This is a genomic window from Comamonas koreensis (assembly GCF_021026195.1).
GTDB classification, from domain to species: Bacteria; Pseudomonadota; Gammaproteobacteria; order Burkholderiales; family Burkholderiaceae_C; genus Comamonas; species Comamonas koreensis.
In genome coordinates this window covers 346401-372217 of sequence record NZ_JAJNCT010000010.1, presented here as the reverse complement: position 1 = coordinate 372217, position 25817 = coordinate 346401, and the positions used below count along the sequence as shown (strand labels likewise).

General features: G+C 64.9%; 22 protein-coding genes. 17 read left to right on the top strand and 5 right to left on the bottom strand.

Going from position 1 to position 25817, the window contains the following annotated elements; all coding sequences use genetic code 11:
* The first annotated feature begins 72 nt into the window (after positions 1-72).
* The 6 genes from clpB to LPW39_RS12060 all read left to right on the top strand — a co-directional run bounded on the left by clpB (position 73) and on the right by LPW39_RS12060 (position 8023).
* Positions 73-2679 (top strand): ATP-dependent chaperone ClpB, encoded by a 2607-nt coding sequence (clpB, locus tag LPW39_RS12085; RefSeq protein ID WP_230775052.1) that lies wholly within the window; start codon positions 73-75, stop codon positions 2677-2679.
* 150 nt (positions 2680-2829) lie between these two features.
* Positions 2830-3171: a hypothetical protein gene (locus LPW39_RS12080; RefSeq protein WP_230775051.1), complete on the top strand. Its 342-nt coding sequence runs from the start codon at positions 2830-2832 to the stop codon at positions 3169-3171.
* A gap of 45 nt (positions 3172-3216) precedes the next feature.
* Positions 3217-4692: an aldehyde dehydrogenase family protein gene (locus LPW39_RS12075; protein WP_330166613.1), complete on the top strand. Its 1476-nt coding sequence runs from the start codon at positions 3217-3219 to the stop codon at positions 4690-4692.
* A gap of 386 nt (positions 4693-5078) precedes the next feature.
* The gene (locus tag LPW39_RS12070; protein WP_133855444.1) at positions 5079-5609 is read left to right on the top strand and encodes a GNAT family N-acetyltransferase; all 531 of its coding nucleotides are present in this window, start codon (positions 5079-5081) and stop codon (positions 5607-5609) included.
* Positions 5610-5750: 141 nt separating this feature from the next.
* The gene (locus LPW39_RS12065) at positions 5751-6971 is read left to right on the top strand and encodes a methyltransferase (protein ID WP_230775049.1); all 1221 of its coding nucleotides are present in this window, start codon (positions 5751-5753) and stop codon (positions 6969-6971) included.
* A 56-nt stretch (positions 6972-7027) separates the two neighbouring features.
* Positions 7028-8023, top strand: coding sequence for a tRNA dihydrouridine synthase (locus LPW39_RS12060; RefSeq protein ID WP_230775048.1), 996 nt, complete (start codon positions 7028-7030; stop codon positions 8021-8023).
* Here the strand turns inward: LPW39_RS12060 and LPW39_RS12055 are convergent.
* Positions 8020-9849 (bottom strand): phospholipase D-like domain-containing protein, encoded by a 1830-nt coding sequence (locus LPW39_RS12055; protein ID WP_269075817.1) that lies wholly within the window; start codon positions 9847-9849, stop codon positions 8020-8022. The two genes, LPW39_RS12060 and LPW39_RS12055, sit on opposite strands and share 4 nt — an antisense overlap.
* A 249-nt stretch (positions 9850-10098) precedes the next feature.
* On the opposite strand from LPW39_RS12055, the gene LPW39_RS12050 reads away from it, so the two are divergent.
* Positions 10099-10347, top strand: coding sequence for a hypothetical protein (locus LPW39_RS12050; protein WP_330166612.1), 249 nt, complete (start codon positions 10099-10101; stop codon positions 10345-10347).
* A gap of 9 nt (positions 10348-10356) precedes the next feature.
* Here the strand turns inward: LPW39_RS12050 and ribD are convergent, their stop codons facing one another.
* Complete coding sequence (ribD, locus tag LPW39_RS12045) at positions 10357-11481, bottom strand: bifunctional diaminohydroxyphosphoribosylaminopyrimidine deaminase/5-amino-6-(5-phosphoribosylamino)uracil reductase RibD (protein WP_230775044.1); 1125 nt, start codon at positions 11479-11481, stop codon at positions 10357-10359.
* Positions 11482-11661: 180 nt separating this feature from the next.
* Between ribD and LPW39_RS12040 the strand changes: the two genes are divergently transcribed.
* From LPW39_RS12040 to LPW39_RS12015, 6 genes are all read left to right on the top strand, one after another.
* Positions 11662-12240, top strand: coding sequence for a GspH/FimT family pseudopilin (locus LPW39_RS12040; protein ID WP_230775036.1), 579 nt, complete (start codon positions 11662-11664; stop codon positions 12238-12240).
* A 15-nt stretch (positions 12241-12255) separates the two neighbouring features.
* A complete protein-coding gene (gene pilV / locus LPW39_RS12035) occupies positions 12256-12948 on the top strand; it encodes a type IV pilus modification protein PilV (protein WP_230775028.1) in 693 nt (230 codons plus the stop codon).
* Positions 12949-13009: 61 nt separating this feature from the next.
* Positions 13010-13858 carry a PilW family protein gene (locus LPW39_RS12030; protein WP_230775018.1) on the top strand — a complete coding sequence of 283 codons (849 nt, stop codon included), beginning with the start codon at positions 13010-13012 and terminating at the stop codon, positions 13856-13858.
* Between the two features lie 80 nt (positions 13859-13938).
* Positions 13939-14646, top strand: a complete 708-nt coding sequence (locus LPW39_RS12025) for a pilus assembly PilX family protein (RefSeq protein ID WP_230775015.1) — start codon at positions 13939-13941, stop codon at positions 14644-14646.
* Between the two features lie 90 nt (positions 14647-14736).
* A complete protein-coding gene (locus tag LPW39_RS12020) occupies positions 14737-18285 on the top strand; it encodes a pilus assembly protein (protein ID WP_230775013.1) in 3549 nt (1182 codons plus the stop codon).
* 11 nt (positions 18286-18296) lie between these two features.
* Entirely contained in the window at positions 18297-18725 is a 429-nt protein-coding gene (locus LPW39_RS12015; protein ID WP_230775011.1) for a type IV pilin protein, read from the top strand.
* Between the two features lie 43 nt (positions 18726-18768).
* On the opposite strand, the gene LPW39_RS12010 is transcribed toward LPW39_RS12015, so the two are convergent.
* From LPW39_RS12010 to LPW39_RS12000, 3 genes are read right to left on the bottom strand one after another with little or no spacing between them, the layout of a single operon-like run.
* Positions 18769-19215, bottom strand: a complete 447-nt coding sequence (locus LPW39_RS12010) for an RNA-binding S4 domain-containing protein (protein ID WP_230775004.1) — start codon at positions 19213-19215, stop codon at positions 18769-18771.
* On the bottom strand, positions 19181-20650 hold the full coding sequence (locus tag LPW39_RS12005) for a sensor histidine kinase (protein WP_230775002.1): 1470 nt from the start codon (positions 20648-20650) through the stop codon (positions 19181-19183). The genes LPW39_RS12010 and LPW39_RS12005 overlap by 35 nt, the downstream gene beginning before the upstream one ends.
* Positions 20640-21335 carry a response regulator transcription factor gene (locus LPW39_RS12000; protein WP_230775484.1) on the bottom strand — a complete coding sequence of 232 codons (696 nt, stop codon included), beginning with the start codon at positions 21333-21335 and terminating at the stop codon, positions 20640-20642. Before LPW39_RS12000 ends, LPW39_RS12005 begins: the two co-directional genes overlap by 11 nt.
* A 134-nt stretch (positions 21336-21469) precedes the next feature.
* Between LPW39_RS12000 and LPW39_RS11995 the strand changes: the two genes are divergently transcribed.
* From LPW39_RS11995 to LPW39_RS11980, 4 genes are all read left to right on the top strand, one after another.
* A complete protein-coding gene (locus LPW39_RS11995) occupies positions 21470-22429 on the top strand; it encodes a Bug family tripartite tricarboxylate transporter substrate binding protein (RefSeq protein ID WP_230775000.1) in 960 nt (319 codons plus the stop codon).
* Positions 22430-22584: 155 nt separating this feature from the next.
* On the top strand, positions 22585-23169 hold the full coding sequence (locus LPW39_RS11990) for a tripartite tricarboxylate transporter TctB family protein (protein ID WP_133855459.1): 585 nt from the start codon (positions 22585-22587) through the stop codon (positions 23167-23169).
* Positions 23169-24683 carry a tripartite tricarboxylate transporter permease gene (locus tag LPW39_RS11985; RefSeq protein ID WP_230774998.1) on the top strand — a complete coding sequence of 505 codons (1515 nt, stop codon included), beginning with the start codon at positions 23169-23171 and terminating at the stop codon, positions 24681-24683. Before LPW39_RS11990 ends, LPW39_RS11985 begins: the two co-directional genes overlap by 1 nt.
* Positions 24684-24875: 192 nt before the next feature.
* Positions 24876-25817: a DedA family protein/thiosulfate sulfurtransferase GlpE gene (locus LPW39_RS11980; RefSeq protein WP_230774996.1), complete on the top strand. Its 942-nt coding sequence runs from the start codon at positions 24876-24878 to the stop codon at positions 25815-25817.

Below are 25817 nucleotides of genomic sequence, written 5' to 3'. Positions count from 1 at the left end.
AGCGAGGTTCTTGAAAATTCGAGGTACAGCGCAAAATATTCCCCAGTAACAATTGTTGAGTGGGGAACATTCATGCGAATCGACAAACTGACAACCAAATTTCAAGAAGCGCTGGCCGACGCCCAATCGTTGGCCCTGGGCAATGACAATGCCTATATTGAACCGGTCCATGTGCTGGCGGCCATGCTGCGCCAGCCCGATGGCCCCAAATCGCTGCTGGCGCGCGCAGGCGCCAATGCCACGGCGATGAGCACGGCGGCAGAAAACGCGATCAAGCGCCTGCCGCAGGTGCAAGGCCAGGACCAGGTGACGGTGGGCCCCGATCTTCAGCGCATGCTGCAGGCCACCGAGAAGGAGGCCATCAAGCGTGGCGACCAGTTCTATGCCAGCGAGCTGTTCTTGCTGGCGCTCACCGATGACAAGGGTGAGGCGGGCCGCATCGTCAAGGAAGGCGGCCTGAGCCGCAAGGCGCTGGAAGCAGCGATTGACGCCGTGCGCGGCGGTCAAGCTATGGACAGCGCCGATGGCGAAAGCCAGCGCGAAGCCTTGAAGAAATACACGCTGGACCTGACCGAACGCGCCAAGCTGGGCAAGCTCGATCCGGTCATTGGCCGCGATGACGAAATCCGCCGCACCATCCAGGTGCTGCAGCGCCGCAGCAAGAACAACCCCGTGCTGATCGGTGAGCCCGGCGTGGGCAAGACGGCCATCGTCGAAGGCCTGGCCCAGCGCATTGTCGCCGGCGAAGTGCCGGACACCTTGCGCGACAAGAAGGTGCTGGTGCTGGACATGGCGGGCCTGCTGGCCGGCGCCAAGTACCGTGGTGATTTTGAAGAGCGCCTCAAATCCGTGCTCAAGGAAGTCGCGCAGGAAGAGGGCCGGGTGATTCTCTTCATCGACGAAATCCACACCATGGTCGGCGCGGGCAAGGCCGATGGCGCCATGGATGCGGGCAATATGCTCAAGCCTGCGCTGTCGCGCGGCGAGTTGCACTGCATTGGCGCGACCACCTTGGACGAGTACCGCAAGTACATCGAAAAGGATGCGGCGCTGGAGCGGCGCTTCCAGAAGGTGCTGGTCAATGAGCCTTCGGTGGAAGACACCATCGCCATCCTGCGCGGCCTGCAGGAAAAGTACGAAGCCCACCATGGCGTGGACATTACCGATCCGGCCATCGTGGCAGCGGCCGAGCTGTCTGCGCGCTATATCACCGACCGCTTCCTGCCCGACAAGGCGATCGACCTGATCGACGAGGCAGCGGCCAAGATCAAGATCGAGATCGACTCCAAGCCCGAGGTCATGGACAAGCTTGAGCGCCGCATGATCCAGCTCAAGATCGAGCGTGAGGCGATGAAGAAGGAAAAGGACGAGGCCTCGCAAAAGCGCCTGTCGCTGATCGAAGAGGACCTGTCCAAGATCGAGCGCGAATACGCCGACATGGAAGAGATCTGGAAAGCCGAGAAGGCCGACGCGATGGGCTCGGAGCAGCTGCGCAAGGAGCTGGACCAGGTGCGCTTCCAGATCCAGGAAGCCACCCGCAGCGGTGACTTCAACAAGGTCGCCGAGCTGCAGTACGGCAAGCTGCCCGCGCTGGAAAAGCAGCTGGCCGAAGTGCAGGCCGACGAGAAAACCGAAGGCGCCAAGGACAAGGGCCACAAGCTGCTGCGCACGCAGGTGGGTGCCGAAGAGATTGCCGAAGTGGTCAGCCGCGCCACGGGGATTCCTGTGTCCAAGATGATGCAGGGCGAGCGTGACAAGCTCTTGCGCATGGAAGACAAGCTCCACGAACGCGTGGTGGGCCAGGACGAGGCGATTTCTGCGGTGTCCAACGCCATCCGCCGCTCGCGCTCTGGCCTGTCCGATCCGAACCGGCCAACCGGCTCCTTCCTGTTCCTGGGCCCGACCGGCGTGGGCAAGACCGAGCTGTGCAAGGCGCTGGCGGGCTTCCTGTTTGACAGCGAAGACCACCTGATCCGCATCGACATGAGCGAGTTCATGGAGAAGCATTCGGTCTCGCGCCTCATTGGTGCGCCTCCGGGTTATGTCGGCTATGACGAAGGCGGTTACCTGACTGAGGCCGTGCGCCGCAAGCCCTATAGCGTGATCTTGCTCGACGAGGTGGAAAAGGCCCACCCCGATGTGTTCAATATCCTGCTGCAGGTGCTGGACGACGGCCGCCTGACCGATGGCCAGGGCCGCACGGTGGACTTCAAGAACACCGTGATCGTGATGACCAGCAATATTGGCTCGCAGCTGATCCAGGCGATGGTGGGCGAATCGTATGAGGATGTAAAAGACGCGGTCTGGGGGGAACTGAAAAACCATTTCCGTCCCGAATTCCTCAACCGCATCGATGAAACCGTGGTGTTCCATGGCCTCGACGCCCAGCACATCGAGTCGATTGCACGCATCCAGCTGAAGCAACTCGAAAACCGCTTGGCGAAGATGGATCTGCATCTGCAGGTCTCCGATGCGGCGATGGCCGAGTTGGCCAAGGTGGGCTTTGATCCGGTGTTTGGTGCCCGGCCGCTGAAGCGGGCGATCCAGCAGCGCATCGAGAACCCGCTGTCGCGTTTACTGCTCGAAGGCGTTTACCCGCCCAAGAGCAATATTCCGGTGACGGTGGATCCGGTGCAGGCACCGGGCGAGTTCCATTTTGGCAAGGCGGAAGTGCAGTAATGCACTGAGCGAAGGGCCATGCAAAACCATGCATGGCCCTTCATCTTTACGCTGCGATATGCTTGTTGACAGTGACAGGGGCTTGAAAAAGCCCGGCAACGGCATAACATGGGTAACAAGCGCTGTCATACAGCGATGAAAGGAAGTGCGTTGAACGAGTTGTTGGCAACTGTGGTGAGCTGGACTTTGCGAATTGCGATGGTGCTGGCTGGTCTGGTGTTTTTTGTCAGTCTGATGGTCGTGGCCGCAATCGCTGCCATGCTCTGGGCTGTGCGCCTGCTGTGGGCCAAAGTCACCGGCAAACCCGTGGTGCCTTTCGCGTTCAAGATGAACCCCGCATCGGGCTGGACCACGGTCTATCGCAGCACGGCGCGCTGGTCGGCCAACAAGGGCGCACGCGCTTCCGAGTCGGCAGCCAGCCCATCGGGCATGCGCGCTTCCGTGATCGATGTGACGGATGTGGAGCCTCGTGAAATCCGTTCACAACACTGACTGACCTGATGCAGGCTGCGGCCTGCTGGTGTGCAAAGCCCGGTTGTGCCTGATGCAGACCGGGTTTTTTTATGGGGCCAAGCTATGGATGTGAGCGAGTTGCACAGCCGTTTTGAGGCCATGCGCGCGGCCAGCCGCGCGCAGGCCGATACGCCGTTGCTGCTGCGGCGCGAGCGCTTGCTGCGCCTGCAAAAGCTGCTGCAGGATAACGAAGCGCGGCTGTGCGCCAGCGTGCAGGCCGATTTTGGCCAGCGCTCGGCCCGGGTGACGACCTTGACGGAGCTGCTGCCGCTGCACAGCCAACTGCGCCAGGCGCTAGGTGCCCTGCGGCGCTGGGCAGCGCCCCGGCCCGAGGCCACGCCTTGGCATTTTTGGCCTGCGCGCGCCTGGGTGCAGGCCATGCCGTTGGGCGTGGTCGGGGTGATTGCCCCCTGGAACTACCCCTTGCTGCTGTCCTTGGGCCCATTGGTCAGCGCGCTGGCCGCCGGCAACCGCGTGATCATCAAGCCCAGCGAATACACCCCCGAGACCATGCACTTGCTCGCCGAGCTGGTGCCCAGTTACTTCGCCGACGACGAGGTGGGCTTGCTCGCGGGGGATGCCGGGGCCTCGGCCGAGCTGGCCTCCCTGCCGCTGGATCACCTGCTTTTCACCGGCTCGGCCGCCACCGGCCGCAAGGTGGCGCTGGCCGCCGCCAACCAGCTGGTGCCCACGACCTTGGAGTTGGGCGGCAAATCGCCCTGCCTGCTGGAGCAAAGCTGCGATATCCAGGATGCGGCGCGCAAGATTGCCCACGCCAAGCTGCTCAATGCCGGCCAGACCTGCATCGCCCCGGATTATGTCCTGCTGCCGCGCGGCAGCGCTGCCGCTTTTGTTGAAGCCTATGCCCAGGCGGTGCAGCACATGTACCCGCAGCAGCAAGGCAATCCCGATTACACCTCTGTCATCCATGCAGCCCATGCCAGCCGGGTGCTGGGCATGCTGGCCCAGGCGGAGCAGGCGGGTGCCCAGGTGATTCGACTGCAAAGCGGTGGGGCGGAGGTCTCCCAAAGCCGCATCGGCGATGGCATCAGCCGCCAGTTGGCGCCGGCCTTGGTGCTGGGCGTGAGCGCGCAGATGCAGCTGATGCAGGAGGAGATCTTTGGACCGGTGCTGCCGGTGCTGCAGTACGACGACCGCGAGGAGGCGATTGCAGCCATCAACCAGGGCGAGATACCGCTGGCGCTGTACTGGTTTGGCCAGGACCGCCGCCAGGGCCGGGATGTGGCCCAGCGCGTGCGGGCGGCCGGCATGTGCATGAATGACTGCCTGCTGCAGTTTGCCCATGGCAGTCTGCCCTTTGGCGGCTGGGGCAAGAGTGGCTGGGGTGCGCTGCATGGCTACCATGGATTCATGCGCTTTTCTCATGCCAAGCCTGTGCTGCGTCAAGGTACCTGGTCGGCCGCGAAATGGCTGTATCCGCCCTATGGCAGGCGCTTTGACGGGTTGATGCGCTGGCTGAGCCGCAGCTTTATGCGCTAAGCCATTGATTTTGCTTTGGAGATGCGCCTCGGGTAAACGCCTAGCGCAAATGCAGTCATTTGCAAACCCCTGCACAAATTGACCTACAAGCCAATTGTGGGGCTACCCAAATGATGTCAGGAGTGAGACAATGGCCGGCTTTCGCGCACCATATCTCTGCAGCGCGCTGTTCACGCGCTGACTCTTCCATATGCCCTTAAAAAAGCCCTCAGCGGTGCCTTGTTGCCTGCTGATGCTGCGTGAGCCATGGTGTGTTGCAGGTGGGGGATGTTGAGCCTCAGGGTGCTCCATTCCCACTTGACACCCGGCCGGGCGTGATGGTCGCAGTGTACGACGAGATATACGTGCTTTTTGGTTAATTCATTGATTTTTGTTTTCGGTTACCCATGTCTGAAACTATCCAGGTTCGTCCCGCAACTCTCCGTGATGCCAAAGCCATTGCCCAAATCCATGCCGCCGCTTCGGTGGAGAGCTATCGCGGTGTTTTGCCCGATGACCAACTGAAGTCCATCTCTTCCGTCGAAAAGCGCCAGGCTTACTGGCGCGAAGCCATCGAATTCTGTGAGCCACAGGTCCAAGTGGCCGTCGAAAACGACAAGATCGTCGGTTTCATCGGTTTTGACCGTTCGCGCGACGCCAAGACCCGTCCCACCACCGGTGAGATCTGGGCGATCTATGCTGCCCCCACCCACTGGGACCAGGGCGTGGGCGTGGCGCTGTGGGATGCCGCGCGTGACGGCCTGTCCGAAGAAGGCTGCACCTCGGTGACCGCCTGGGTGCCGCTGCGCAATGAGCGCGCACTGCGTTTCCATGAGTCTGCCGGTTTCAAGCGCGAGATGTCGACCGCCAAGACGGCCACCGTCGGTGCCATCAAGATCGAAGAAGTGCGCATGCAGCGCTCCTTGATGAACCGCTGATCCTTGCTGGCCGGGCATGCACCGGCCCTGCGTTGGCAGGGCGGCGATGCCCTGCTCTCAAGAGGCCGTCTTGGACGGCCTCTTTGTTTTTCCCTCGTTGGCAGCTGGCGCATCGCTGGCCTGCCCCAGAAAGCCTTTTGTATGACCACTGCCCAGCCAGAGAGTTTGCCCACCATCCACTGGGAGGAAGACGGCGAGCCGCGCAGCGCGCGCTGGCGCAGCGAGCGCGGTGCTGCCGCTGCCAGCCGCGTGGTGCTGGCCGATGACACCTTGCCCGCCGATGTGGCCTACCGCATGGCCTGTGAGGGCACGGCGCTCTTGTGGCGCGGTGATTTCCAAAATGCGCGCATGCTGCTGCAGTCGCTGACGCGCCGTCTCGACAAGACCGGTGAGCGCAAGACCAAGAAAAAGCCTGCTGCACCTGCAGTGGCCGGCATGCCCACGCCACAGCTGGCCCTGCCCTTCCACCAGCAGCGCCAGCTGCAAGCGCAGCGCGCCCGTGTGCTGTCGATGGTGCTGATCGAGCTGGACCCGCAGTACGCCATCCACCTGCGCCGTGCGCCACAGGTGCAGGCCGCCTGCGTCGATGCCTGGGGCGCGCCCGAGGGCGATCTGGCCCAGGTGGTGTCCTTGCGCGAGCTGCAGGCCCTGGTGGGCGCCCATGAGTGGCGCAAAAAGGGTGTGGAAATCCCCGCGCTGGCCAAGCTGGCCCCCAAGGCCTATGACCGCATCCACCCGCACTACGGCGTTTTCTCGCCGGTGCGGGGCGAGTATGTCGATCTGATTGCCCAGGCGCCGCTGCCCACCGCACTGGCCAAACAGTCGCTGGCCTATGACATCGGCACCGGTACCGGCGTGATCGCCGCGGTGCTGGCGCGCCGTGGCATCCAGAAGGTGCTGGCCACCGATACCGATCCGCGTGCACTGGCTTGCGCCCAGGAAAACCTGGAGCGCCTGGGTGTGGACCAGAAGGTGGAGCTGGCGCAGATCGATCTGTTCCCCGAAGGCAAGGCCGCGCTCGTGGTCTGCAACCCGCCCTGGGTGCCCGCCAAGCCCAGCGCGCCGGTCGAGCGTGCGGTGTACGACGAAGGCAGCCGCATGCTGCGCGGCTTTCTGGCAGGCGTGTCGGCGCACCTGGTGCCCGGTGGCGAGGCCTGGCTGATCCTGTCCGATTTTGCCGAGCACCTGGGCCTGCGCAGCCGCGAGGAGCTGCTCACCTGGATCTCCCAAGCCGGCTTGCAAGTCGTTGGCAAGAACCATATCCGCCCGCGCCACCCCAAGGCCCAGGATGCCGCCAACCCGCTGCACCAGGCCCGTGCGGCCGAGATGACCACGCTATGGCGCCTGCAGGTGGCTTGGTGATCTGCCGGATGATGCCGGTGGCCCCGTCCTTGGGCGCTTGCTGAACGGGGCCAACCATGCGCTTGTTGCTTGCGCCCATGGAGGGCCTGCTTGATTTTGTGCTGCGCGATGTGCTCACCAGCATTGGCGGTGCCGACCGCTGCGTGTCGGAGTTCATCCGCATCACCGGCAGCTTGCTGCCCGACAAGGTCTACCTGCGCACCATGCCGGAGTTGCACAATGGTAGCTGCACGGCAGCGGGCACGCCGGTGCGCGCCCAGCTGCTGGGCAGCGATGCCGCCAGCATGGCGGCCAATGCCGTGCAGCTGGCAGCGCTGGCGCCCGAGGGCATTGATCTGAACTTTGGCTGCCCGGCCAAGGTGGTCAACCGCCATGGCGGCGGTGCCGCCTTGCTGCAGGACCCGGCCGCCATCCATGCGGTGGTCAGCGCGGTGCGAGCAGCCGTGCCTGCCGCCATGCCGGTGTCGGCCAAGATGCGCCTGGGCTTTAGCGACCGGGCGCTGATGCTGGACTGTGCCTTGGCGATGCAGGAGGCGGGTGCCTGTGAGCTGGTCGTGCATGGCCGCACCAAGCTCGATGGCTACCGCCCGCCTGCCTACTGGGACCAGATTGCGCGGATCCGCGAGGCCGTGCGCATCCCCGTCGTAGCCAATGGGGAGATCTGGACCGTGGAGGACGCCTTGCGTTGCCAGGCAGAATCCGGTTGCCAGGACCTGATGCTGGGCCGTGGCATTGTGGCCGACCCGGGCCTGGCCTGGCGCATCCGCAAAGCCGTCGCCGAGCGCGACGGCCTGCCGTTGCCCACAGGCATGCGCGATGTGCAGTGGCCGGACCTGCTGCCGGCCTTGCTGCGCTTTTGGCACCTGGTCTGTGAGGACCTGGAGCCACGCCAGCGCGCCGGCCGCCTGAAGCAATGGCTGAACCTGATGCGCCGGGCCTTCCCCGAAGCCGAGAAAGCCTACCAGCATGTGCGGGTGATGACGGACCAGGCAGCGATCACCGTGTGGCTGGATGACTTGCAGCAGCAGACGCTGCTGCAAACAGCTGCTTAAAGCAAAGAGTCCGGTGTAAACGGGCTGATGATTTTCAGCATCAGCCGCAGCGGCAGGCTGGCATCAGGCTCGGTGGTCTGGTCTTTCAAGCGGCTGTTCTGCGGTGCCTGCCATACCAGGTCGCCGTCTTTCAGCACCACATGCCAGGCGGCACTCTCCAGACCCTTCTCGATCATGCCGGCTGCCTGGCCCGAGAGCTTGCGGCTGCGCACCAGCACCGCTATTTCGGTGTTCTGCAATTTGGAGCGCTGGTCCAGGTTCATCGAACCCACGACCAGCAACTGGCCGTCAAGCACCAGCACCTTGCTGTGCAGCATCACGCGGCGCCCTTCACGGAAGCTGTTCTGCCCGCTGCCCAGGCCAAAGGCGGCGCGCAGGTCGCTCTCATCGCTGACCAGCTCGTACAGCTCAACGCCATCGCGCAGCAAGGTCTCGCGGTGGCGGGCATAGCCGATATGCGCAATCGGCGCATCATTGGAGGACAGCGAGTTGGTCAGAATGCGTACGCGCACGCCGCGCTGCACGGCATCCTTGAAAGCCTGGCGCATCGTTTCACCGGGCACGAAGTAGGGTGAGACGATCAGCAAATCCTTCTTGGCATAGCCCAGCAGTTGCACCAGGCCATCCACCACGGAATCGGCGCTGGGGCTGTGGCCGGGATTGCGGGTTTCGGCCAGCACGCGCAGTTGTGCCAGGCGCTTGTTTTCCAAAACGCCTGGCGCGGCGCTCAGCGGGTTGGTCTGGCCGTCGGAATCGACGGACGGTATCTTGCTGGGCGCATCGGCCAGTACCACTGAATGGGCCCAGACCAGCGGAACCGTTTTCAGATCCACTGGCTGCATGTCCCAGGCACGTTCACGTTGCTCGGGCGAGATGGCGCCGCCAGGGCGCGGCTCGCCATCAGGAGGGGAGGGCAGTGCGCCGCTGGTGCTGCGCGCGCTGGACTCGGGCGCCGTTTCCGTCGCATCGTCATCACCGCCTTTGCTGGGGCGGGCCTGGTAGGTCTTTTGCATGTCCTCCAGCGCCTGTTTGCTGATCAGCGACTGAACCGGGTAGGCGCGCTCGTTGTTCCAGTAGCTGTCAAAGCTGCTCGACAGATCCCGCACGGCCGGGCCCATGATGAGCACATCGGTGTCCAGGAAGTTGGAGCTCTCGTCATTGTCGAAATAGGCATCGCCCAGATTGCGCCCGCCCATGATGCCCATCGTGTTGTCGGCAAGGAACAGCTTGTTGTGCATGCGCTGCTGCGCGCGCTGGAAATCGGTGGCCGCATTCCACATGCGGCTGATGGGAGAGTCGCGGTCACCTGGGAGCGGGTTGAACATGCGCATCTCGATGTTGGGCTCAAAGGCCAGGCGCATCACCTGCGCATTGCGCCCTGTGCCGTGAAAGTCGTCGAGCAGCACACGCACGCGTACGCCCCGGCGCGCCGCATTCACCACACCTTCGAGCAAACGTGCGGTACTCGCATCGGCATGGATGGCGTAGTACTGCACATCCAGGGTGTATTTGGCGCCTTGCACCAGAGCCAGCCGCGCACCATATGCCGCTTGCGCGCCAGCCAGAATCTCAAAACCGGATGCCCCGGGGCCCGCCTTGCTCTCGGCCTTCTGGCGCTGCTGGCTGATCTGCACCAGCGGGCTGCTGGCCTCAGGCGCCTGCGCGGACGAAGCGGGGCGTTCCACCTGCGCAGGGAGCTTGCTGGCGCAGGCGCTGAGCAAGAATGTTGTACATACCAACACGATTCCACACCGCAGCTTGTGCCAAGGTGATCTCTCCACGAAGCGCGATGGAAATAAAGCAGAGGTCAGCGAAGCAATCGGCATAGTGGCAGGTTCAGTCAGTGGGCTGGCGCTATTGTGCGGGAGCGCAGGCCGTTTCGGAGGCGGCGTCGACGCTTTGGCGGTGCTGTCGTACAGGGCCGAGCGTCTGATGCGTCGTGGCGCCGCAACGCAGCTGCGCGCCAGAGGATCGGGTCGGCAGGGTTTGTGCCCGGGCGGTTCCTGCGGGCGCTTCTGTACGATTGCAAAAAACATTTGAATGCTTGCTTTTCATAGCCATAAGGAGGCCTGCTTATGACCAGATCACTGCGCCTTTGCACCTTTGCCTTGCTGCTGGCGGCCATCGCGATGCCGCCCCAAGCCGCCTGGGCCGCACGCAAGAAAACCACCGAGGCCACCCAGGCGCCCAGGAAGCCGGCCAAGGTCAAGGTCAAACGCCAGCGCAGCAGCAGTGCTGAAACCCCCGCCGAGCGCGACCGCCGCCTGCTGCGCGAATGCAAGGGCCTGCCCAACGCTGGCGCCTGCCTGGGCTATGCCAACTAAACTCTTTCGTCAGAATGCGGCGTGGCCCTGGACACGGGCCAGCACACGAAAGTCGGCGCCAAAGGGCTCGATGGAGCGGATGTCCAAGTCCGGCGCCTGGTCCAGCTGCTGCAGCGCCATACCGGCAAACGCGGGCAGCCCCTGGCCGACGAGCTTGGGAGCCAGGTAGAACAGGCACTCATCGACCAGGCCCGCTTGCAGCAGCGCGCCATTCAGGATGCCACCCGCTTCCACATGCAGTTCGTTGACTTCCCGTTGACCCAGGTCTTGCATCAACGCCGCCAGGTCAATGCGGGCGTTGGGGACTGTTGAAACTGGACCCGGCAGGCGCACAATGGTCGCGCCAGCGGCCTCCAGTGCAGCCTGGCGTGCGCTGTCTTCGCTGCGGGTGTAGATCAGCACCTCGCGTTCAGCGGCAAAGATGCGGGCTTGAGGAGGGGTGCGCAGCTGGCTGTCCAGCACCACCAGGCGGGGCTGGCGCGGGGTGTCCACATAGCGCACATCCAGGGCCGGGTCATCGGCCAGCACGGTGCCCACGCCGGTCAGGATGGCGCAGGCCCGGGCGCGCCAGAAATGGCCATCGGCCCGGGCGGCTTCGCCGGTGATCCACTGGCTGCGGCCATCGGGCAAGGCGGTGGCACCATCGAGCGACATGGCGGCCTTGACACGCACCCAGGGCTGCCTGCGTACCATGCGGCTGAAAAAGCCGATGTTCAACTCCCGCGAGGCCTCCCCACCGTCTTGCGGCGCGCACACCACCACCTCGACGCCGGCGGCACGCAGCCGGCCAAAGCCATTGCCGGCAACCAGCGGGTTCGGGTCGGTGATGGCCCCCACCACCTTGGCCACACCGGCTGCTGCCAGTGCATCGCAGCAAGGCCCTGTACGGCCATGGTGCGCGCAGGGCTCCAACGTGACATAGGCGGTTGCACCCACGGTGCTATGGCCTCGGGCCGCTGCATCGCGCAAGGCCATGATTTCGGCATGCGGCCCACCGGCCCGCTGGGTGTGGCCTTGGCCTATGACCTGGCCATCGGCAGCCACCAGCACGCAACCGACGCGGGGGTTGGGGGAAGTAATGAACAGGGCGCTGGCAGCCAGGTCCAGCGCGGATTGCATCGATTGATCAGTCATGGAGCTTTGTCGCAATAGGGGCCATACCTAGACGCGTGGCAGTCAACGCCAGGCCGGCTTGGCGATTATCGGCGCAAGACCGCGCCAGCGCTGCATGGCCTGTTTTTCAACGCGAGCGAATTTAATTTTTTAATGGGAGAGGGCTTTACGTGATTGCATGAAATATAAATAATCAAAACTATGAATTCAATAGTTTTAATTGATTTATTAAACTGTAAAAGTTGGCGCAGGCATCTTGGGCTGACCGCCGTCGAGTTGATGGTGGTCATCAGCCTGCTGGCCATTATTGCGAGCATCGCGGTGCCCAATTTCAACGGCCTGCTGCAGCGCTGGCGGGTGCGGCAATCGCTGGAGGCCATGCATTCTGCGATCCATCTTGCGCGCTCCGAGGCGATCAAACGCAGTGGCCAGGTGGCCTTGCAGCGCATCTCCACCAGCGGGCACTGCCAGGCCCGCGCGCGAACCAACGATTGGAGCTGTGGCTGGCAGGTCTGTGTGCATGGCTTGGGTCAGCAGCTATGTGCGCCAGATGCTCTGGTCATCCAGCGTTTTGAGGCGCCGCCAGGTTTGCAGGTGCAGCGCAGCAGTCTGGGGGAGGGCATCCGGTTTGACCGCTGGGGCATGCCGGTGGGGGGCTTCAGCTTTTCGCTGCTTCCCAAGGGCAAAGGCCTGGAGGATGCTGCCGCCAAAGGGCTGTGTACCAGCCGAGGCGGTCGGGTGCGGATCGCCGACAAGCCGCCTTGCCCGGCACGGGGATGACTGAGGTTCCAGTCCATGTTCATGCCATCCCATACCCAGGCTTCCTATTCGCGCGGCATCAGCTTGCTGGAGTCGATGGTTGCCATCGTCGTGCTGGTCCTCGGCGTGTTGTCGATGCTGGCCATGCAGATGCATACGCTGGCGGACACACAGACCAGTACCCGCCGGGTGCAGGCCATCCGTCTGATCGAAGACCTGGGGGAGCGTATACGCGCCAATCCCCATGCCTGGGACCAGTTGGAGCGCTATGTCAGCGACTGGCAGGACGCTGCCGGCTCCTCCATTGCCGCATCTTGCACTGCGCGGCCCTGTAGCGCTGCTGAGCTGGCCGAGCATGAATTGACCCAGTGGCGGCTGCAGGTCAAGCGCAGCTTGCCGCTGGGTCAGTCCCGGATTTTTCTGGCACCCGGCGAAAACCAGGCTGCCAACCGGCGCCAACTGGGCGTAATGATCCGCTGGCGCGAAAGCACGCATGCCAGCCCAGACTCCACAAGCCAGGCGCAGTACCGCAACCAGGTCGATACCACCAGGAGTGTGGGCGAAGGGCCCAGCACCAATGCGGTCGAGGAACGCGGCGGCGAGGTGGTTTGCCAGGACGACGATGGTGATTTGCGCTACACCTGCCATCTCCAGTACCTGGCCCTGAATGCGCGCTGTACCGCAGAGCGCATGGGCGGCGCGGTGCATTACCACTGCGGGGGGGCTTGATATGCCAACCCATCTCAGTCCCTTATCGCCGTTGTCGCACTGTGAATCGGTATTGCTGCCCTTGTCCAAACCTCGGCGTCGACAACAAGGCTTTAGTCTGGTCGAGCTGATGGTGGGTATGGCGCTGGGCTTGCTGGTGATCGCCGCTGCCAGCATGGCCTTGCTGGCTTCCCGCAGCCTGTCCGTGACTGTCAGCGATGCCAGCCACTTGCAGCAGCAGGCCAGCTATGCGTTGCGCATCATCGGGCTGCAGCTGCGCCAGGCGGGCGGCCTGTACCTCAACCCGAACCTGCCCGACGGCGCCGATGGATCACTGAGCGCAGCGCTGGCGCCTGCGGCTTTTGAGACCACCGCACCCGCCGTGGGCAGTGCCCGTGGCTATGCCCCCCAGTCCGATGCACTGCGGGGCAGCCATAACAGTCTGGTGACGGGCTACCGGCGCTACAAGGAGCCCGTCTTTGCCCAGTCCGCCCTGGCCGCGCAAGCGCGCAACTGCCTGGGCGGACCGGTGGATGCCAGCGCTGACCAGCGGCTGGAATCGCACTTTCGGCTGCGCGGCCATGTGCTGCGCTGTGGCGGTAACGATACCGCTGCATCGCCCCAGCCCCTGGTTGAGAACGTGGCGGCTTTTCAGCTGCGCTATTTGCGCATGCAGGCAGCGGGCACGGCGCAACCGCAACTCCAGTATGTGAATGCGCAGCAGGCGGGCCGCGATTGGTCAGAGGTGGTGGCGGTGGAAGTGTGCCTGGTGCTGTTCGGCAGCCGGCCCAGTTCGTTGCCTGCAGGCAGCGGCTATACCGGTTGCGATGGCGAATGGGTGGCGGTCGCTGATTTGCCCGGCCCGCGCAGAGAGCGCATGCACCGCGTCTTTCGCAATCTGTTCCAGCTGCGCAGCCAGGGAAGCCTATGAGACGCCTGGGCCATCTTTATCCTGGCAGCCTTGCGCAACGCGCGCGGGGTGCTGCGTTGCTGACAGTGCTGGTCTTCAGCATGCTGTCGATGCTGCTGGCGTTGTGGGCGGCGCGGACCGCCTGGTATGGCGAGCTGGTGGTCGGCAACGATGCCGATTACCAGCGGGCCTTTGAAGCTGCAGAAGCCTTGCTGTTGGACGCCGAACTCGATATTCGCGGCGAGCGGGCCGATGGCCGACCCTGTGCTTATGGAGGGTTGCCGCATGGGGCGGCAGCCAGTATGTGCCGCAGCGGGGGCACCACCAAGGTACCGATGGAGAACGCCGACCTGCCTGCCTTCTTGGCAACACTCAGTGCCCAGCCGCAACGCTGCATCGATGCGCTCTGTGCCAAGCGCGTAGGGCGCCAGGATATCTGGAATGCGCCTGCCCCTGGCACCGCAGCCCGGCAGGCGGGCGAGCAAGACCTGTTCGCATTGATTCGCGCTGGCACCGGCGCGCGATACGGCCAGTACACCGGCGCACAACTGGGCGATGCAGACCGGCCAGCCCATCCCATTCTGGCCGACCGGGGTGCGGCCGAAGCGGGCGGCTGGTACTGGATCGAGGTCATCCCCTATACCGACAGCAAACCCGGCCTGGTCAGCAATGCACCGGCCAGGCAGCTGGAGCTGGTGGGCCTGTCCCCCCATGTCGTCTACCGCATCACCGCTGCGGCCTTTGGCAGGAAGCCGGACACCTTGGTGGTGCTGGAGCAGAGCTATGCCCGCCCAAGGCGCAAAGACTGAGAGGCAGATATGGATCGCAAGAACGCAGGCATGGCTTCACTGTGCAACCCCACCAGCGCTCGGAGCTGCATACTGGCTTGGACCGCTCTGATGCCTGCTGCCGCCTGGCCGCTGGAGCTGGCCACCGAGCCCGCCGGAGGTGCCAGCACTTTTGTGGCCCCCAATGTCATTGTCTCCATTGATGACTCTGCCGCCATGCAGCGCCGCATGGGCAGCACGGAGGCGGGTTTGGCCAGCATTACCGCGCCGGATGGCGAGGGCCAGTGGGATGCGCGGGCAGCGCGCATGGCCGTGTTGCGCCATGCGCTCAAGGATGTCCTGGGGGATGGACAGCAGCTACCCGATGGCGCCATACGCCTGGCCTGGCAGGCCATGTGGAACCATGGCGCAGCGCCCGGTGGCGGGCCAGCGGGCATGGTGCAAGGCCAGCGCCGCCGGGCTGGGGCCAGCTCGGTCAACAGCCCGCGTCTGGCCAGCAATGGTCTGCAGACGCTGCAGGGCCGGCATCGCCAGCAATTTCTGGCCTTTGCCGAATCGCTCAGCACCGGGCACAGCAGTGACCTGCACCACCTGTTCGGCCAGGCCGATGCCTATCTGCGCCGGCCCCTGGGCCCGCAAGGCCCCTGGTCCAGCCAACCGGGAGCCGCCACGGTTGCCAGCAGCACTTACCTGGGCTGCCGCCGCAACTTCCACATTGTGTTGGCCGGCAGCCGCTGGTCTGGCCCGGCTACCGGCGGTGCGCAAGACGACCACACACGCGCCAAGACCTTGCCCGACGGCCAGGTCTACGGCGGCGGCAGCGCCGCGCAAAGGGCCGCCACCCAGCTCTACAGCGATGCGGTGCCCAGCACCTTGGCGGACTGGGCTTTCCGCAGCTGGGCCGACCCCTTGCAGCGGTCAGGCCTGAGCGGCCGCCTGGCGCCTGAGGCTGACTACCGCCATGCGCCGCCCCGCGAGCGTTTTGCCGACGGTAGCGGCCAAACTGCCGTGCTGGAGCGCTACTGGAACCCGCGCTACAACCCCGCCAGTTGGCCGCATCTGCAAACCTATACGGTGGGCATTGGGCTGGAGGCCAGCACCTGGCCCGGCGCGCCACAGATCCTGGCACCTACGCAACAGCTGCCCTTGGGCTACGACGGCAGCTTTGCGGCGCTGGCCAAAGGAAATGTGGTTTGGCCCGATATGCAGGCGCAGGGCGAAGGCGTGCGCGCACTGGATCTCTGGCATGCAGCGATCAATGGGCGAGGTCGCTTTTATGCGGCGACAGATGCAGGCGATGTGGCGACGGCACTGCGCAGCATCTTGGCCGATATCCAGGCCCAGCATGCAGGCCGTACGCTGGGCGCAGCCAAAGCCAGCACGGGTGCTGCCAGCGCCAGCCAAGCCATCGCGCAGGATGCCTTGCTGTTTACCGCCAGCTACGACCCGGGCCGTGCCTGGTCGGGTGCCATCCAGGCGCAGGCGATGGGCAGCGATGGCCGCTTGCGAGCGGCACCCGGCTGGGGCGGGCAGACAACGGCCGACAAACTCGATGCGATTGCCTGGCAGCAGCGCCTGGTGCTGACCTGGGGCGATGTGCAGCAGCGCGGCGTGCCTTTTCGCTGGGCGGCGGATGACAGTTACTTGAGCGCAGAGCACAAGCTGGCCTTGCAAGGCCAAGCCGATAGCGCGCAAGGCCAGGCAAGCGGCGAGCAGCGCCTGAACTACCTGCGGGGCGAGCGCCGGCAGGAAGCCCAGCACGGCGGCAGCCTGCGCAACCGGCACTCGCGCCAGGGCGATATCGTGCATTCGCAAATCTGGTACCTGGGCAAGCCTTCTGCGCGCCATACCGACGCGAGCTATCTCGACTTTGTGCTGCGCCACCAAAACCGCTTGCCCATGCTCTATGTCGGTGGCAATGACGGCATGCTGCACGGCTTCTCGGCCCGCAGCGGCGAAGAAAAAATAGCCTATGTGCCCCGGGGCGTGATCCCCGGTCTGCGTGCGTTGACCAGCCCAGGCTACGATGGCCAGCACCGCTATTTTGTCGACGGCTCGCCACTGGCTGGGGATGCCAACCTCGGCACCGCCAGCAGCCCGCGCTGGCGCAGCCTGCTGGCGGGCACCTTGGGTGCCGGTGGCAAAGGCTATTTTGTGCTCGATGTCACCGAGCCCGAGACCGGGTTTGCCGAGGCGCAAGCCGCCGGTCTGGTGCTGATGGACCGCAGCTGGCATGCGACGGAATCCGCACCGCGCTGCGAGGCGGAGACGGGCGCTGCGCTGCAGTCTTGCATCCGCCTGGCCGAGGCCTTTGCCGATATCGGCCATATCACCGCCAGCCCCTCGCGCGACGACATCGACCCGCAGCGCACAACACAAATCGCCCAGCTCAACAATGGCCGCTGGGCGCTGGTGCTGGGCAATGGCTACAACAGCGCCAACGGCAGGCCGGTGCTGCTGATCCAGTACCTCGATGGCGCGCAAGAGCTGCTGCGTTTGGTGGCGACCGGCGCCACCACGGCGCAGACTTGCCGGCAGGAGGCCGCGCCCCAGGCGGCGTGCCGCCAGGTGCAGGACAACGGGCTTTCCGCGCCCAGGCTGGTCGATATCAATGGCGATGGCCGGCCCGATGTGGTCTACGCCGGCGACAACCAGGGCAATCTCTGGAAGTTTCTGATCAGTGCCGACAACGATGCGGCATGGGGCGTGGCGCAGTGGGGCGCGCTCGCGGCGACCACCAGCAACCAGGGCACGTCCGGCGTGCCGCTCTACCAGGCGCGGGGCGGCCCGCGCAGTGCGCCGGGGCAGCGCAGCTTGCACCAGCCGATCAGCACCGCCCCCTTGGTGCGCAGCAATGACCGCTTGCGCACCCTGCAGCAGGCGGGTGGCCAGCGCCAGGTGCCTGTGGGCGGCCTGATGGTGGCTTTTGGCACCGGCCGCAATGCCAGCCGCCAAGACCCGCAAGACGACAGTGTGCAGAGCCTGTATGCCGTGCTCGACACCAGCCGCTACAAGAGGGTGGGCGAGCGCGGTGAGCGGGTGGAGGTATGCGCCTCGGCGGCCGATGCGGAATGCCAGTCGGCGCTGGGCAGCGATGCTGATTTGCCCAGTCCGGTGGCGCCAAGCCAGCTGCTGCAGCGCCGCATCAACCCGAGCGCCTTAAATACCCGCAGCAGCGACAGCCGCGAGTTCTGGGCGATGGAGGAAAGCGAAGGCGCCGACGCGCTGGATTGGAACCAGCACCGAGGCTGGTTTCTGGACCTGCCCGAAGCAGGCGAGCGGCTGTTGCAGCCCCTGGGTTTTTTCAGCGGCAGCAACTTGCTGGCGGTGATCAGCGAGGTGCCAGCACATGCCCGCGATGGCGAACCCGGCCAGGAGCGTTGTGAGCCGGCGGAGGGCACTGAAGCACGCCAGTATTTCAGCCTGCTCAACCTCATCGATGGCTCGCGGCCGCGCTTGCAGTTGCTGGATGCCGATGGCGATGGGGTGTTCGATCCGCAGTCCGATGGCCGGGCATCGCGCATGTCGCTGGGTGCTGGCCCGCATGCGATGCTGCGCGTGCGCGATGACGAGGGGCAGCAGCGCATCCGCCTCGACGGCGAATCTCTGCGTGATCTGCCCGAAGTGCCGATCCGGCCCACCTGGCGACAGGCGCGATGAAAAGGTCGGGCATGCAAATTCGTCCTTCTACGGCATGCACTGGCTTGACCTTGATCGAGCTGATGATGGTGCTGGCCATCATCGGCATCTTGAGCGCGGTGGCTTTGCCCAACTACAGCGAATACCTGCGCCGGGGCCACCGCACGGAGGCCCGAACGGGGCTGTTCCAAGCCGCGCAATGGCTGGAGCGTGCTGCCACCGCCAATGGTGTCTATCCGCTGGAACTGCCTGCGGCGTTGACATGGCAAGAACTGCCGGACAAGCGCTACACCATTGGTTTTGCCGACGGCAACAGCCCTGCGCGCTATACCCTGGTGGCAACTCGTAAACCGGGGGCGCAGCAGCGGGACCGCTGTGGCAACTACACGTTGACGCAGGATGGGCGGCAAGGCAATCTGCAGCTGGCGCAAGGCAGCAGCACGGCGGAGTGCTGGCGCTGATGCGCGGACTGCTTCGGTCAGAAGAGGCCGCAAATGCAGACGCTTATTGCGCGCTCCAACGGTCGTTCCAGCTGCGCAGCTCCTGCATGTCGCGGCGGTCTTTCTTCGTGGGGCGGCCGGCCTGCAGGCTATTGGCAGGCTCGGGCGCCAGGCGGCGCTGCTCGCTGAGCACTTCGCGCTGGCGAATGCTGTCGGCAGTCTCCTCGTACATCTGCTGGGCCACCGGGGCGGGGCCGCGGGTAGCGGCCATGCCCAGCACGGCGACGGTGCGCGGCGTCTGCGCCTGCAGCAGCTCGACGGTGTCTTGCGCACGCACTTCCTTGGAAGGTTTGGCGACGGTGCCGTTGACCTTCACATGGCCCTTGTGGATGGCCTCGACCGCAATGGCGCGGGTCTTGTAAAAGCGGGCGCACCACAGCCATTTGTCGATGCGCATTGTGGGAGTCTGGTCGGTCTCAGTGTGGGCCATCTTCGGCAGGTGGTTGGACATTCGGTTTGAACTCTACTACAGCATCGAAACCTTGGATATGGCCATGGTGCTGGCGGTTGTGCAACGACAGGCGGGCGCCCAGCGCCGTCACGATGGAGTGGCAGATCGCCAAGCCCAGGCCGGAGCCATCGCGCAGGTTGCCAGTGACAAAGGGCTCGGTCAGCCGCGCCTGCATCTCGGCGCTGACGCCGGGGCCCCAGTCGCTGATGCGCAAGCTGGCAGCCGGGCCTTGCTGCGTCAGCTGCAGCAGCAGTGGCGCATCGGGTGGCGAGTGCTGGATGGCATTGTGCAAAAGGTTGCGCACCAGCTCGCGCAGCATCCAGGGGTGGGCGGCCAGCAGTACCTCATCGCTTTGCAGCTCGAACTGCAGGTTCTTGTCGGCCAGCAGTGGCGATAGCTCGATCACCATGTCCCGCACGATGGCTGTCAGGTCGACGGTCTGGGTGTGTTCGGACTGGTGCAGCTGCTCGACCTTGGCCAGCGACAGCATCTGGTTGGCCAGCAAGGTGGCGCGGTCCACGGTGGCGGCAATTTCCCTGAGTGCCTGCTCGGGCTCCACATCGCCGCGCTGGGCCGACTGCACCTGCACCTTCAGCACCGCCAGCGGCGTGCGCAGCTGGTGCGAGGCATCGCGCACAAAGCGCTTCTGGTGCTGCACCAGGTGCGACAGCCGCGCCATCACCCGGTTGGTGGCATCGACCAGTGGCAGCACTTCTGATGGCGTCGCGGCCGGGGTTTTGAGCGGCTGCAATGCATGGTCGCTGCGCGCATTGAGCTGGTCGCTCAGCTGCAGAATCGGCAAGGTGGCGCGCCGCACCACCACCACCACCACGACGGCAATGCAGCCAAACAGCAAGGCCTGCTGCACCAGCGTGCCCCAGAGCATGTCGCGGGCCAGCGATTCGCGGATCTCCAGGGTCTCTGCCACCTGGATCAAGGCCATGCCCCGGCCGGTGGCGCTGGCCACCGGCTGCAGCAGCGCGGCCATGCGCACCGGCATGCCGCGGAACTCGGCATTGTAGAAATCCACGAGCGCGGCATAGGGCGGCTGCTGGGCGATGCGCCCGCGCCAGATCGGCAGCTCGGCAAAGCCGCCAATCAGCTCGCCGCTCATGTTGGAGACGCGGTAGAACAGCCGCGATTGGTTGTCCGCCTCAAAAGCCTCCAGCGCCGAATAGGGCACGGCCGAATCAACAATCGCCAGGTCGTCGTAACCGGCGACGGTCAGCTGCTCGCCAATCACCTTGGCCGATGCCAGCAGGCTGCGGTCGTAAGCGGTGTTGATGGCCTGCAGCGATTGCCGGTAGAGGCTGCTGGTGTTGTAGATGATGAATACCACCACGGGCAGCAAGATGCCCAGCAGCAGGTTGCGGCGCAGCGAGCGTATGCGCGGCGGCTGGGACCGGCCCGGGGCCTTGCTGCTGTCAGGCGCCATCGGCGGCACCGGGCTTGAGCAGGTAGCCCAGGCCGCGCAGGGTCATCAGCTGCATATTCGTCGGTGCCAGCTTTTTGCGCAGGCGGTAGGCCACTACCTCGACCGCCTCCAGCTGCACATCGGTCTCGCCAGCAAAGACGGCGCTGAACAGACGCTCCTTGGTCACCGCCTGGCCCATAGGCTGGCTCAGCACGCGCAGAAAAGCCACTTCGCGCGGCGTCAGTTCAAACAGCTGGCCGCGCCAGTAAAACGATTCGGAGGCCTTGTCATAGCGCAGTGCCATGCCGGGCGCCACAGCCGGTGCTGCGGGCTCGGCCACCAAGGGTTGCGCGCGCCGCACCAGCGCGCGGATGCGCGCTTCCAGCTCGTCCAGGTCAAAGGGCTTGGCCAGGTAGTCATCGGCACCCGAGTTCAGGCCCAGAATGCGGTCGCCGACGGTGCCACGCGCAGTCAGGATCAGGGTGGGGGCGGCCAGGCCTTCGCTGCGCGCCTGGGCAATGATTTCCAGCCCGTCCATCGTCGGCAAGCTCAGGTCCAGCACCACCACATCGGGCGCGAGCTTGCGCCAGGCCGGCAGCGCCGCACCGCCATCGGTGATGGGCGTGACCTCCATGCCCCGCCGGCGCAAGGTGCGCTGCAAGGTGGTCTGCATCGTGGGGTCGTCTTCGATCAGCAAGAGGTGCATGGCGGGAGTGTGCACCAATTCCTCGGCGCCTCCAGACTCAGTGTTTTCCCTAGCTCTGGACCGCCTGGCTGACAGCCATTTGACAGCTAGGGCCACGATGATTCAGGCACTAACAACACGATCAGGAGACAACCATGCGCCGTGATGCATTCCTCAAATCCATGCTTGCGCTGGCCGCTGCCGGCAGCCTGCCGATGCAGGCCTTTGCTGCCACCAATGTCAAGATGCTGCTGCCCGCCAACCCCGGTGGCGGCTGGGACACGACCGGCCGTGCGCTGGGCAAGGCGTTGCAGGATGCCGGCGTCGCTGGCACCGTGACCTATGACAACAAGGGCGGCGCCGCAGGCGCCATCGGCCTGGCGCAGTTCGTCAATGGCAGCAAGGGCGATCCGAACGCGATGATGGTCATGGGCGCCGTCATGCTGGGCGGCATCATCACCGGCAAGCCACCGGTGGACCTGAACCAGGCCACGCCGCTGGCGCGCCTGACCAGCGAATACAACGTCTTCGTGCTGCCCGCCAACTCGCCCTACAAGAGCATGGCCGAAGTGGTCGCCCAGCTCAAGAAGGACCCTGGCTCGATCAAGTGGGGCGGCGGCTCGCGCGGCTCGACCGAGCACATTGCTGCGGCGATGATTGCCCGTGCCGTGGGTGTGGACCCGGCCAAGATCAACTATGTCGCCTTCCGGGGCGGCGGTGAGGCGATTGCTGCCGTGCTGGGTGGCAATGTCACCGTCGGCGGCAGCGGCTTCAGCGAGTTTGCCGAGTACATCGCTACCGGCAAGATGCGCCCGATCGCCGTCACCTCGGCCCAGCGCCTGGAAGGCTCGACCGTGCCCACGCTCAAGGAGCAGGGCATTGATGTGGAAATCGGCAACTGGCGCGGCGTCTATGGCGCGCCCGGCATCTCGGCGGACCAGCGCGCGCAGCTGATCGCGATGCTGGAAAAAGCCACCAAGAGCAGCAGCTGGGCCGAGTCGATGAAGAAGAACGACTGGACCTCGGCATGGCTCGCCGGCGATGCCTTCAGCCAGTTCGTCACGGCCGAGTTCGCCAATCTCAAGGACACCATGACCCGCGCAGGCATGGTCTAAGCGCAGCCGGCATGGCCGCTGGCGGCCATGCGCTGCGCATTGCGCTCCCCTTTGCCATCTGTCTGAGGCACCGGCCTGGCCCGGTGCCCGGCTGGGCTGTTGCCGCCTGATCGGTGGCATGAGGGAGGCGCCGTCATCTTTTCAGGAGTTTCGATATGAGCAACACCGCAGATTCTTCGGGGCCCGACGCCAACGGCGCCGCCGCGCCTGCGCCGGAGGCTTTCGAGCATGCGCACACACCGCGCACTACCTCGCAGCTGCTGGTCGGCATAGCGGTCTTGGTGATCGCTGGCCTGCTGTCCTGGGGGGCATTGCACATCCCCTCGCAGGCGGGCTACAGCGGCGTGGGGCCGGATTTTCTGCCCTGGCTGTCTGCCAGCGTGCTGGGCCTGTGCGGCATCTGGCTGTGCTGGGAGGCGCTGACCGGCGGCTTCCACCACCTCGATGCCCCCGATGGCGCCCAGCACGGTGACTGGGGTGCGCTCACCTGGGTTTGCGCAGGGCTGATCAGCAGCGCGGCGCTGATCACCACATTGGGCTTCATCCTCAGCTGCAGCCTGTGCTATGTGCTGGCCACGCAAGGGCTGCGCCGTGCCACCGGCCAAACGCAGGCGGGCTCGTTCAAGACCATGGGCAAGGACCTGGTGACGGGTCTGCTGATCTCTGCGCCCGTGTTCTGGGCCTTTACCCAATTCCTGGCAATCAACTTGCCCGGACTGACCGAGACAGGGTGGCTGTGATGGAAATTTTCAATGCACTGATTCAAGGCTTCATGACGGCGGCCACGCCGGTGAACCTGCTTTGGGCCCTGGTGGGCTGCGCCTTGGGCACGGCCGTGGGCGTGCTGCCCGGCATTGGCCCCGCTGTGGCTGTGGCGATGCTGCTGCCAATCACGGCCAAGGTCGAGGTGACCGCCTCGATGATCTTCTTTGCTGGCATCTACTACGGCGCCATGTATGGCGGCTCGACCACCTCGATCCTGCTCAACACCCCGGGTGAGACGGCGAGCATGGTGACGGCGATGGAGGGCAACAAGATGGCCAAGAGCGGCCGCGCCGGTGCGGCGCTGGCGACCTCGGCCATCGGCTCCTTTGTGGCCGGCACGATTGCCACCGTGGTGGTGACCTTGTTTGCGCCCACCGTGGCCGAGTTTGCCGTGCGCCTGGGCCCGCCCGAGTACTTCATGCTGATGGTGCTGGCCTTCACCACCGTCAGTGCGGTGCTGGGCAAGAGCAGCCTGCGCGGTTTGACCGCCTTGTTCCTGGGCCTGGCCGTGGGCTGCATCGGCATGGACCAGATCACGGGCGCCGCGCGCTACACGATGGGCAAGCCCGAGCTGCTCGATGGCATCGACATCGTGCTGGTTGCAGTGGGCCTGTTTGCGGTGGCCGAGGTGCTGTACTTTGCGCTCTACGAAGCCAAGACCCGTGACACGCAAAACAAAATGGGCCGCGTGCACATGACGCGCCGCGACTGGAAGCGCTCGATACCCGCCTGGATCCGTGGCACGGTCATCGGCACGCCGTTTGGCTGCATCCCAGCGGGCGGCACCGAGATCCCGACCTTTCTGAGCTATGCGGCCGAGAAAAAACTGGCCAAGGGCGATGACAAGGCCGAGTTCGGCAGCACTGGCGCCATCGAAGGCGTGGCCGGCCCCGAAGCGGCCAACAATGCCACGGTGACGGCCGCGCTGATCCCGCTGCTGACCCTGGGCATTCCCACCAGCAATACCACGGCGGTGCTGCTGGGCGCGTTCCAGAACTACGGCATCAACCCCGGCCCCCAGCTGTTCACCAGCTCGGCAGCGCTGGTGTGGGCGCTGATTGCCTCGCTCTACATCGGCAATGTGATGCTGCTGGTGCTGAACTTGCCGATGGTCGGCATGTGGGTCAAGCTGCTGAAAATCCCCAAGCCGCAGCTCTATGCCGGCATCCTGATTTTCGCCACCGTTGGCGCCTATGGCATGCGCCAGAGCACCTTCGATTTGTTCCTGCTGCTGGGCATTGGCGTGCTGGGTGTGGTGATGCGGCGCTTTGACTTCCCCACCGCGCCGGTCGTGGTCGGCATGATCCTGGGCCCGCTGGCCGAGGCCCAGATGCGCAACGCCGTCGCCATTGGCGAGGGCAGCTGGACCATCTTCCTGCAGCGCCCGATGTCGCTGACCCTGATCATCATCGTGCTGGCGGTGCTGATCGTCCCCCGGGTTCTGAAGTGGATGGGCAACAAAAAGGCGCTGCAGGCTGCAGCGGCCTGATGCCCGGCACCTCAACCGGTCCTTCTCTTGGCACCCTGCGGGGTGCCTTTTTTATGCCTTTGCCATGCGCATCGTTCCCGTGCTGCAACACTGTATTGCCCATTTGCGGGCTAGGCAGTGGCGGTGCCATGGCCTACCATTTGCAGATTACCAACTGGTGCTGCCAAGGCAGCGTGGAAACGGCCTGCGTTCATGGATTTCATTGTTGCCCTGGTGCGCGAATACGGTGTTGGCATCGTCTTTCTCAATGTGCTGATCGAGCAGTTGGGCGCGCCCATTCCCGCGTATCCGGTGCTGATGGTCACCGGTGCCATCCACGGCGGTTCGCTGTCGCAGCAGTTGCTGCTGATCGCAGTGGCGGTGTTGGCGGCATTGATCGCAGATGGCGTCTGGTATGCGATGGGGCGGCGCTACGGCAGGCGGGTGCTGGCCCGGGTCTGCAAGATTTCGCTGTCGCCCGATTCCTGCGTGCAGAACACCGAATCGCTCTACGGCCGCTGGGGCGCCAAGTCGCTGCTGATCGCCAAGTTTGTGCCCGGCTTTGCGTCGATTGCCAGCGCGCTGGCTGGCGCCGTAGGCACCACGCCGAGCCGCTTTGTGCTGTTCGATGGCCTGGGCGCCTTGCTCTGGGTGGGCTCGGCAGTGCTGCTGGGCGGGCTGTTCAGCTCCACGGTCGAGGACCTGCTGGCCGTGCTGGCGCAGCTGGGCCAGTGGGGCTTGCTGCTGCTGGGCATTGTGTTTGCCGTCTTCATTGCGCGCCGCTGGTGGAGCCGCCGCCAGGTGATCCGCTCGCTGCGCATGGAGCGGCTCACGGTCGATGAACTCAATGACATGCTGAGCGGCGATGAACTGCCCGTCATCCTCGATGTGCGTGCCGGTACGGCATTCGAGGCATCGCACATTCCCGGCGCCCATTCCTATGACCCGCATGCCAAGGGTGCGCGCCTGCCGGCCATTGATCCCGAGGCCTCGGTCATCATCTACTGCGCCTGCCCCAATGAGGTGTCGGCTGCCCGCATGGCCCAGCTGCTGCGCCGTGCCGGCATCCGGCGGGTGCGGCCGCTGCTGGGCGGTATCGATGCCTGGGTCGATGCGGGCTACCAAGTGCATGGCAGCAGCGCTGCGCCGGCTTGA

Coding starts and splice junctions, on each gene's coding strand:
- LPW39_RS12005 (WP_230775002.1), bottom strand. CDS start 20,650: ATGGCGCCTGACAGCAGCAAGGCCCCGGGCCGGTCCCAGCCGCCGCGC.
- LPW39_RS12065 (WP_230775049.1), top strand. CDS start 5,751: ATGACCACTGCCCAGCCAGAGAGTTTGCCCACCATCCACTGGGAGGAA.
- LPW39_RS12020 (WP_230775013.1), top strand. CDS start 14,737: ATGCCTGCTGCCGCCTGGCCGCTGGAGCTGGCCACCGAGCCCGCCGGA.
- LPW39_RS12050 (WP_330166612.1), top strand. CDS start 10,099: ATGACCAGATCACTGCGCCTTTGCACCTTTGCCTTGCTGCTGGCGGCC.
- LPW39_RS12010 (WP_230775004.1), bottom strand. CDS start 19,215: ATGTCCAACCACCTGCCGAAGATGGCCCACACTGAGACCGACCAGACT.
- ribD (WP_230775044.1), bottom strand. CDS start 11,481: ATGACTGATCAATCGATGCAATCCGCGCTGGACCTGGCTGCCAGCGCC.
- LPW39_RS11980 (WP_230774996.1), top strand. CDS start 24,876: ATGGATTTCATTGTTGCCCTGGTGCGCGAATACGGTGTTGGCATCGTC.
- LPW39_RS12055 (WP_269075817.1), bottom strand. CDS start 9,849: ATGCCGATTGCTTCGCTGACCTCTGCTTTATTTCCATCGCGCTTCGTG.
- LPW39_RS12040 (WP_230775036.1), top strand. CDS start 11,662: ATGAATTCAATAGTTTTAATTGATTTATTAAACTGTAAAAGTTGGCGC.
- LPW39_RS11990 (WP_133855459.1), top strand. CDS start 22,585: ATGAGCAACACCGCAGATTCTTCGGGGCCCGACGCCAACGGCGCCGCC.
- LPW39_RS12070 (WP_133855444.1), top strand. CDS start 5,079: ATGTCTGAAACTATCCAGGTTCGTCCCGCAACTCTCCGTGATGCCAAA.
- LPW39_RS12000 (WP_230775484.1), bottom strand. CDS start 21,335: ATGCACCTCTTGCTGATCGAAGACGACCCCACGATGCAGACCACCTTG.
- LPW39_RS12015 (WP_230775011.1), top strand. CDS start 18,297: ATGCAAATTCGTCCTTCTACGGCATGCACTGGCTTGACCTTGATCGAG.
- LPW39_RS11985 (WP_230774998.1), top strand. CDS start 23,169: ATGGAAATTTTCAATGCACTGATTCAAGGCTTCATGACGGCGGCCACG.
- LPW39_RS11995 (WP_230775000.1), top strand. CDS start 21,470: ATGCGCCGTGATGCATTCCTCAAATCCATGCTTGCGCTGGCCGCTGCC.
- LPW39_RS12025 (WP_230775015.1), top strand. CDS start 13,939: ATGCTGTCGATGCTGCTGGCGTTGTGGGCGGCGCGGACCGCCTGGTAT.
- pilV (WP_230775028.1), top strand. CDS start 12,256: ATGTTCATGCCATCCCATACCCAGGCTTCCTATTCGCGCGGCATCAGC.
- LPW39_RS12060 (WP_230775048.1), top strand. CDS start 7,028: ATGCGCTTGTTGCTTGCGCCCATGGAGGGCCTGCTTGATTTTGTGCTG.
- clpB (WP_230775052.1), top strand. CDS start 73: ATGCGAATCGACAAACTGACAACCAAATTTCAAGAAGCGCTGGCCGAC.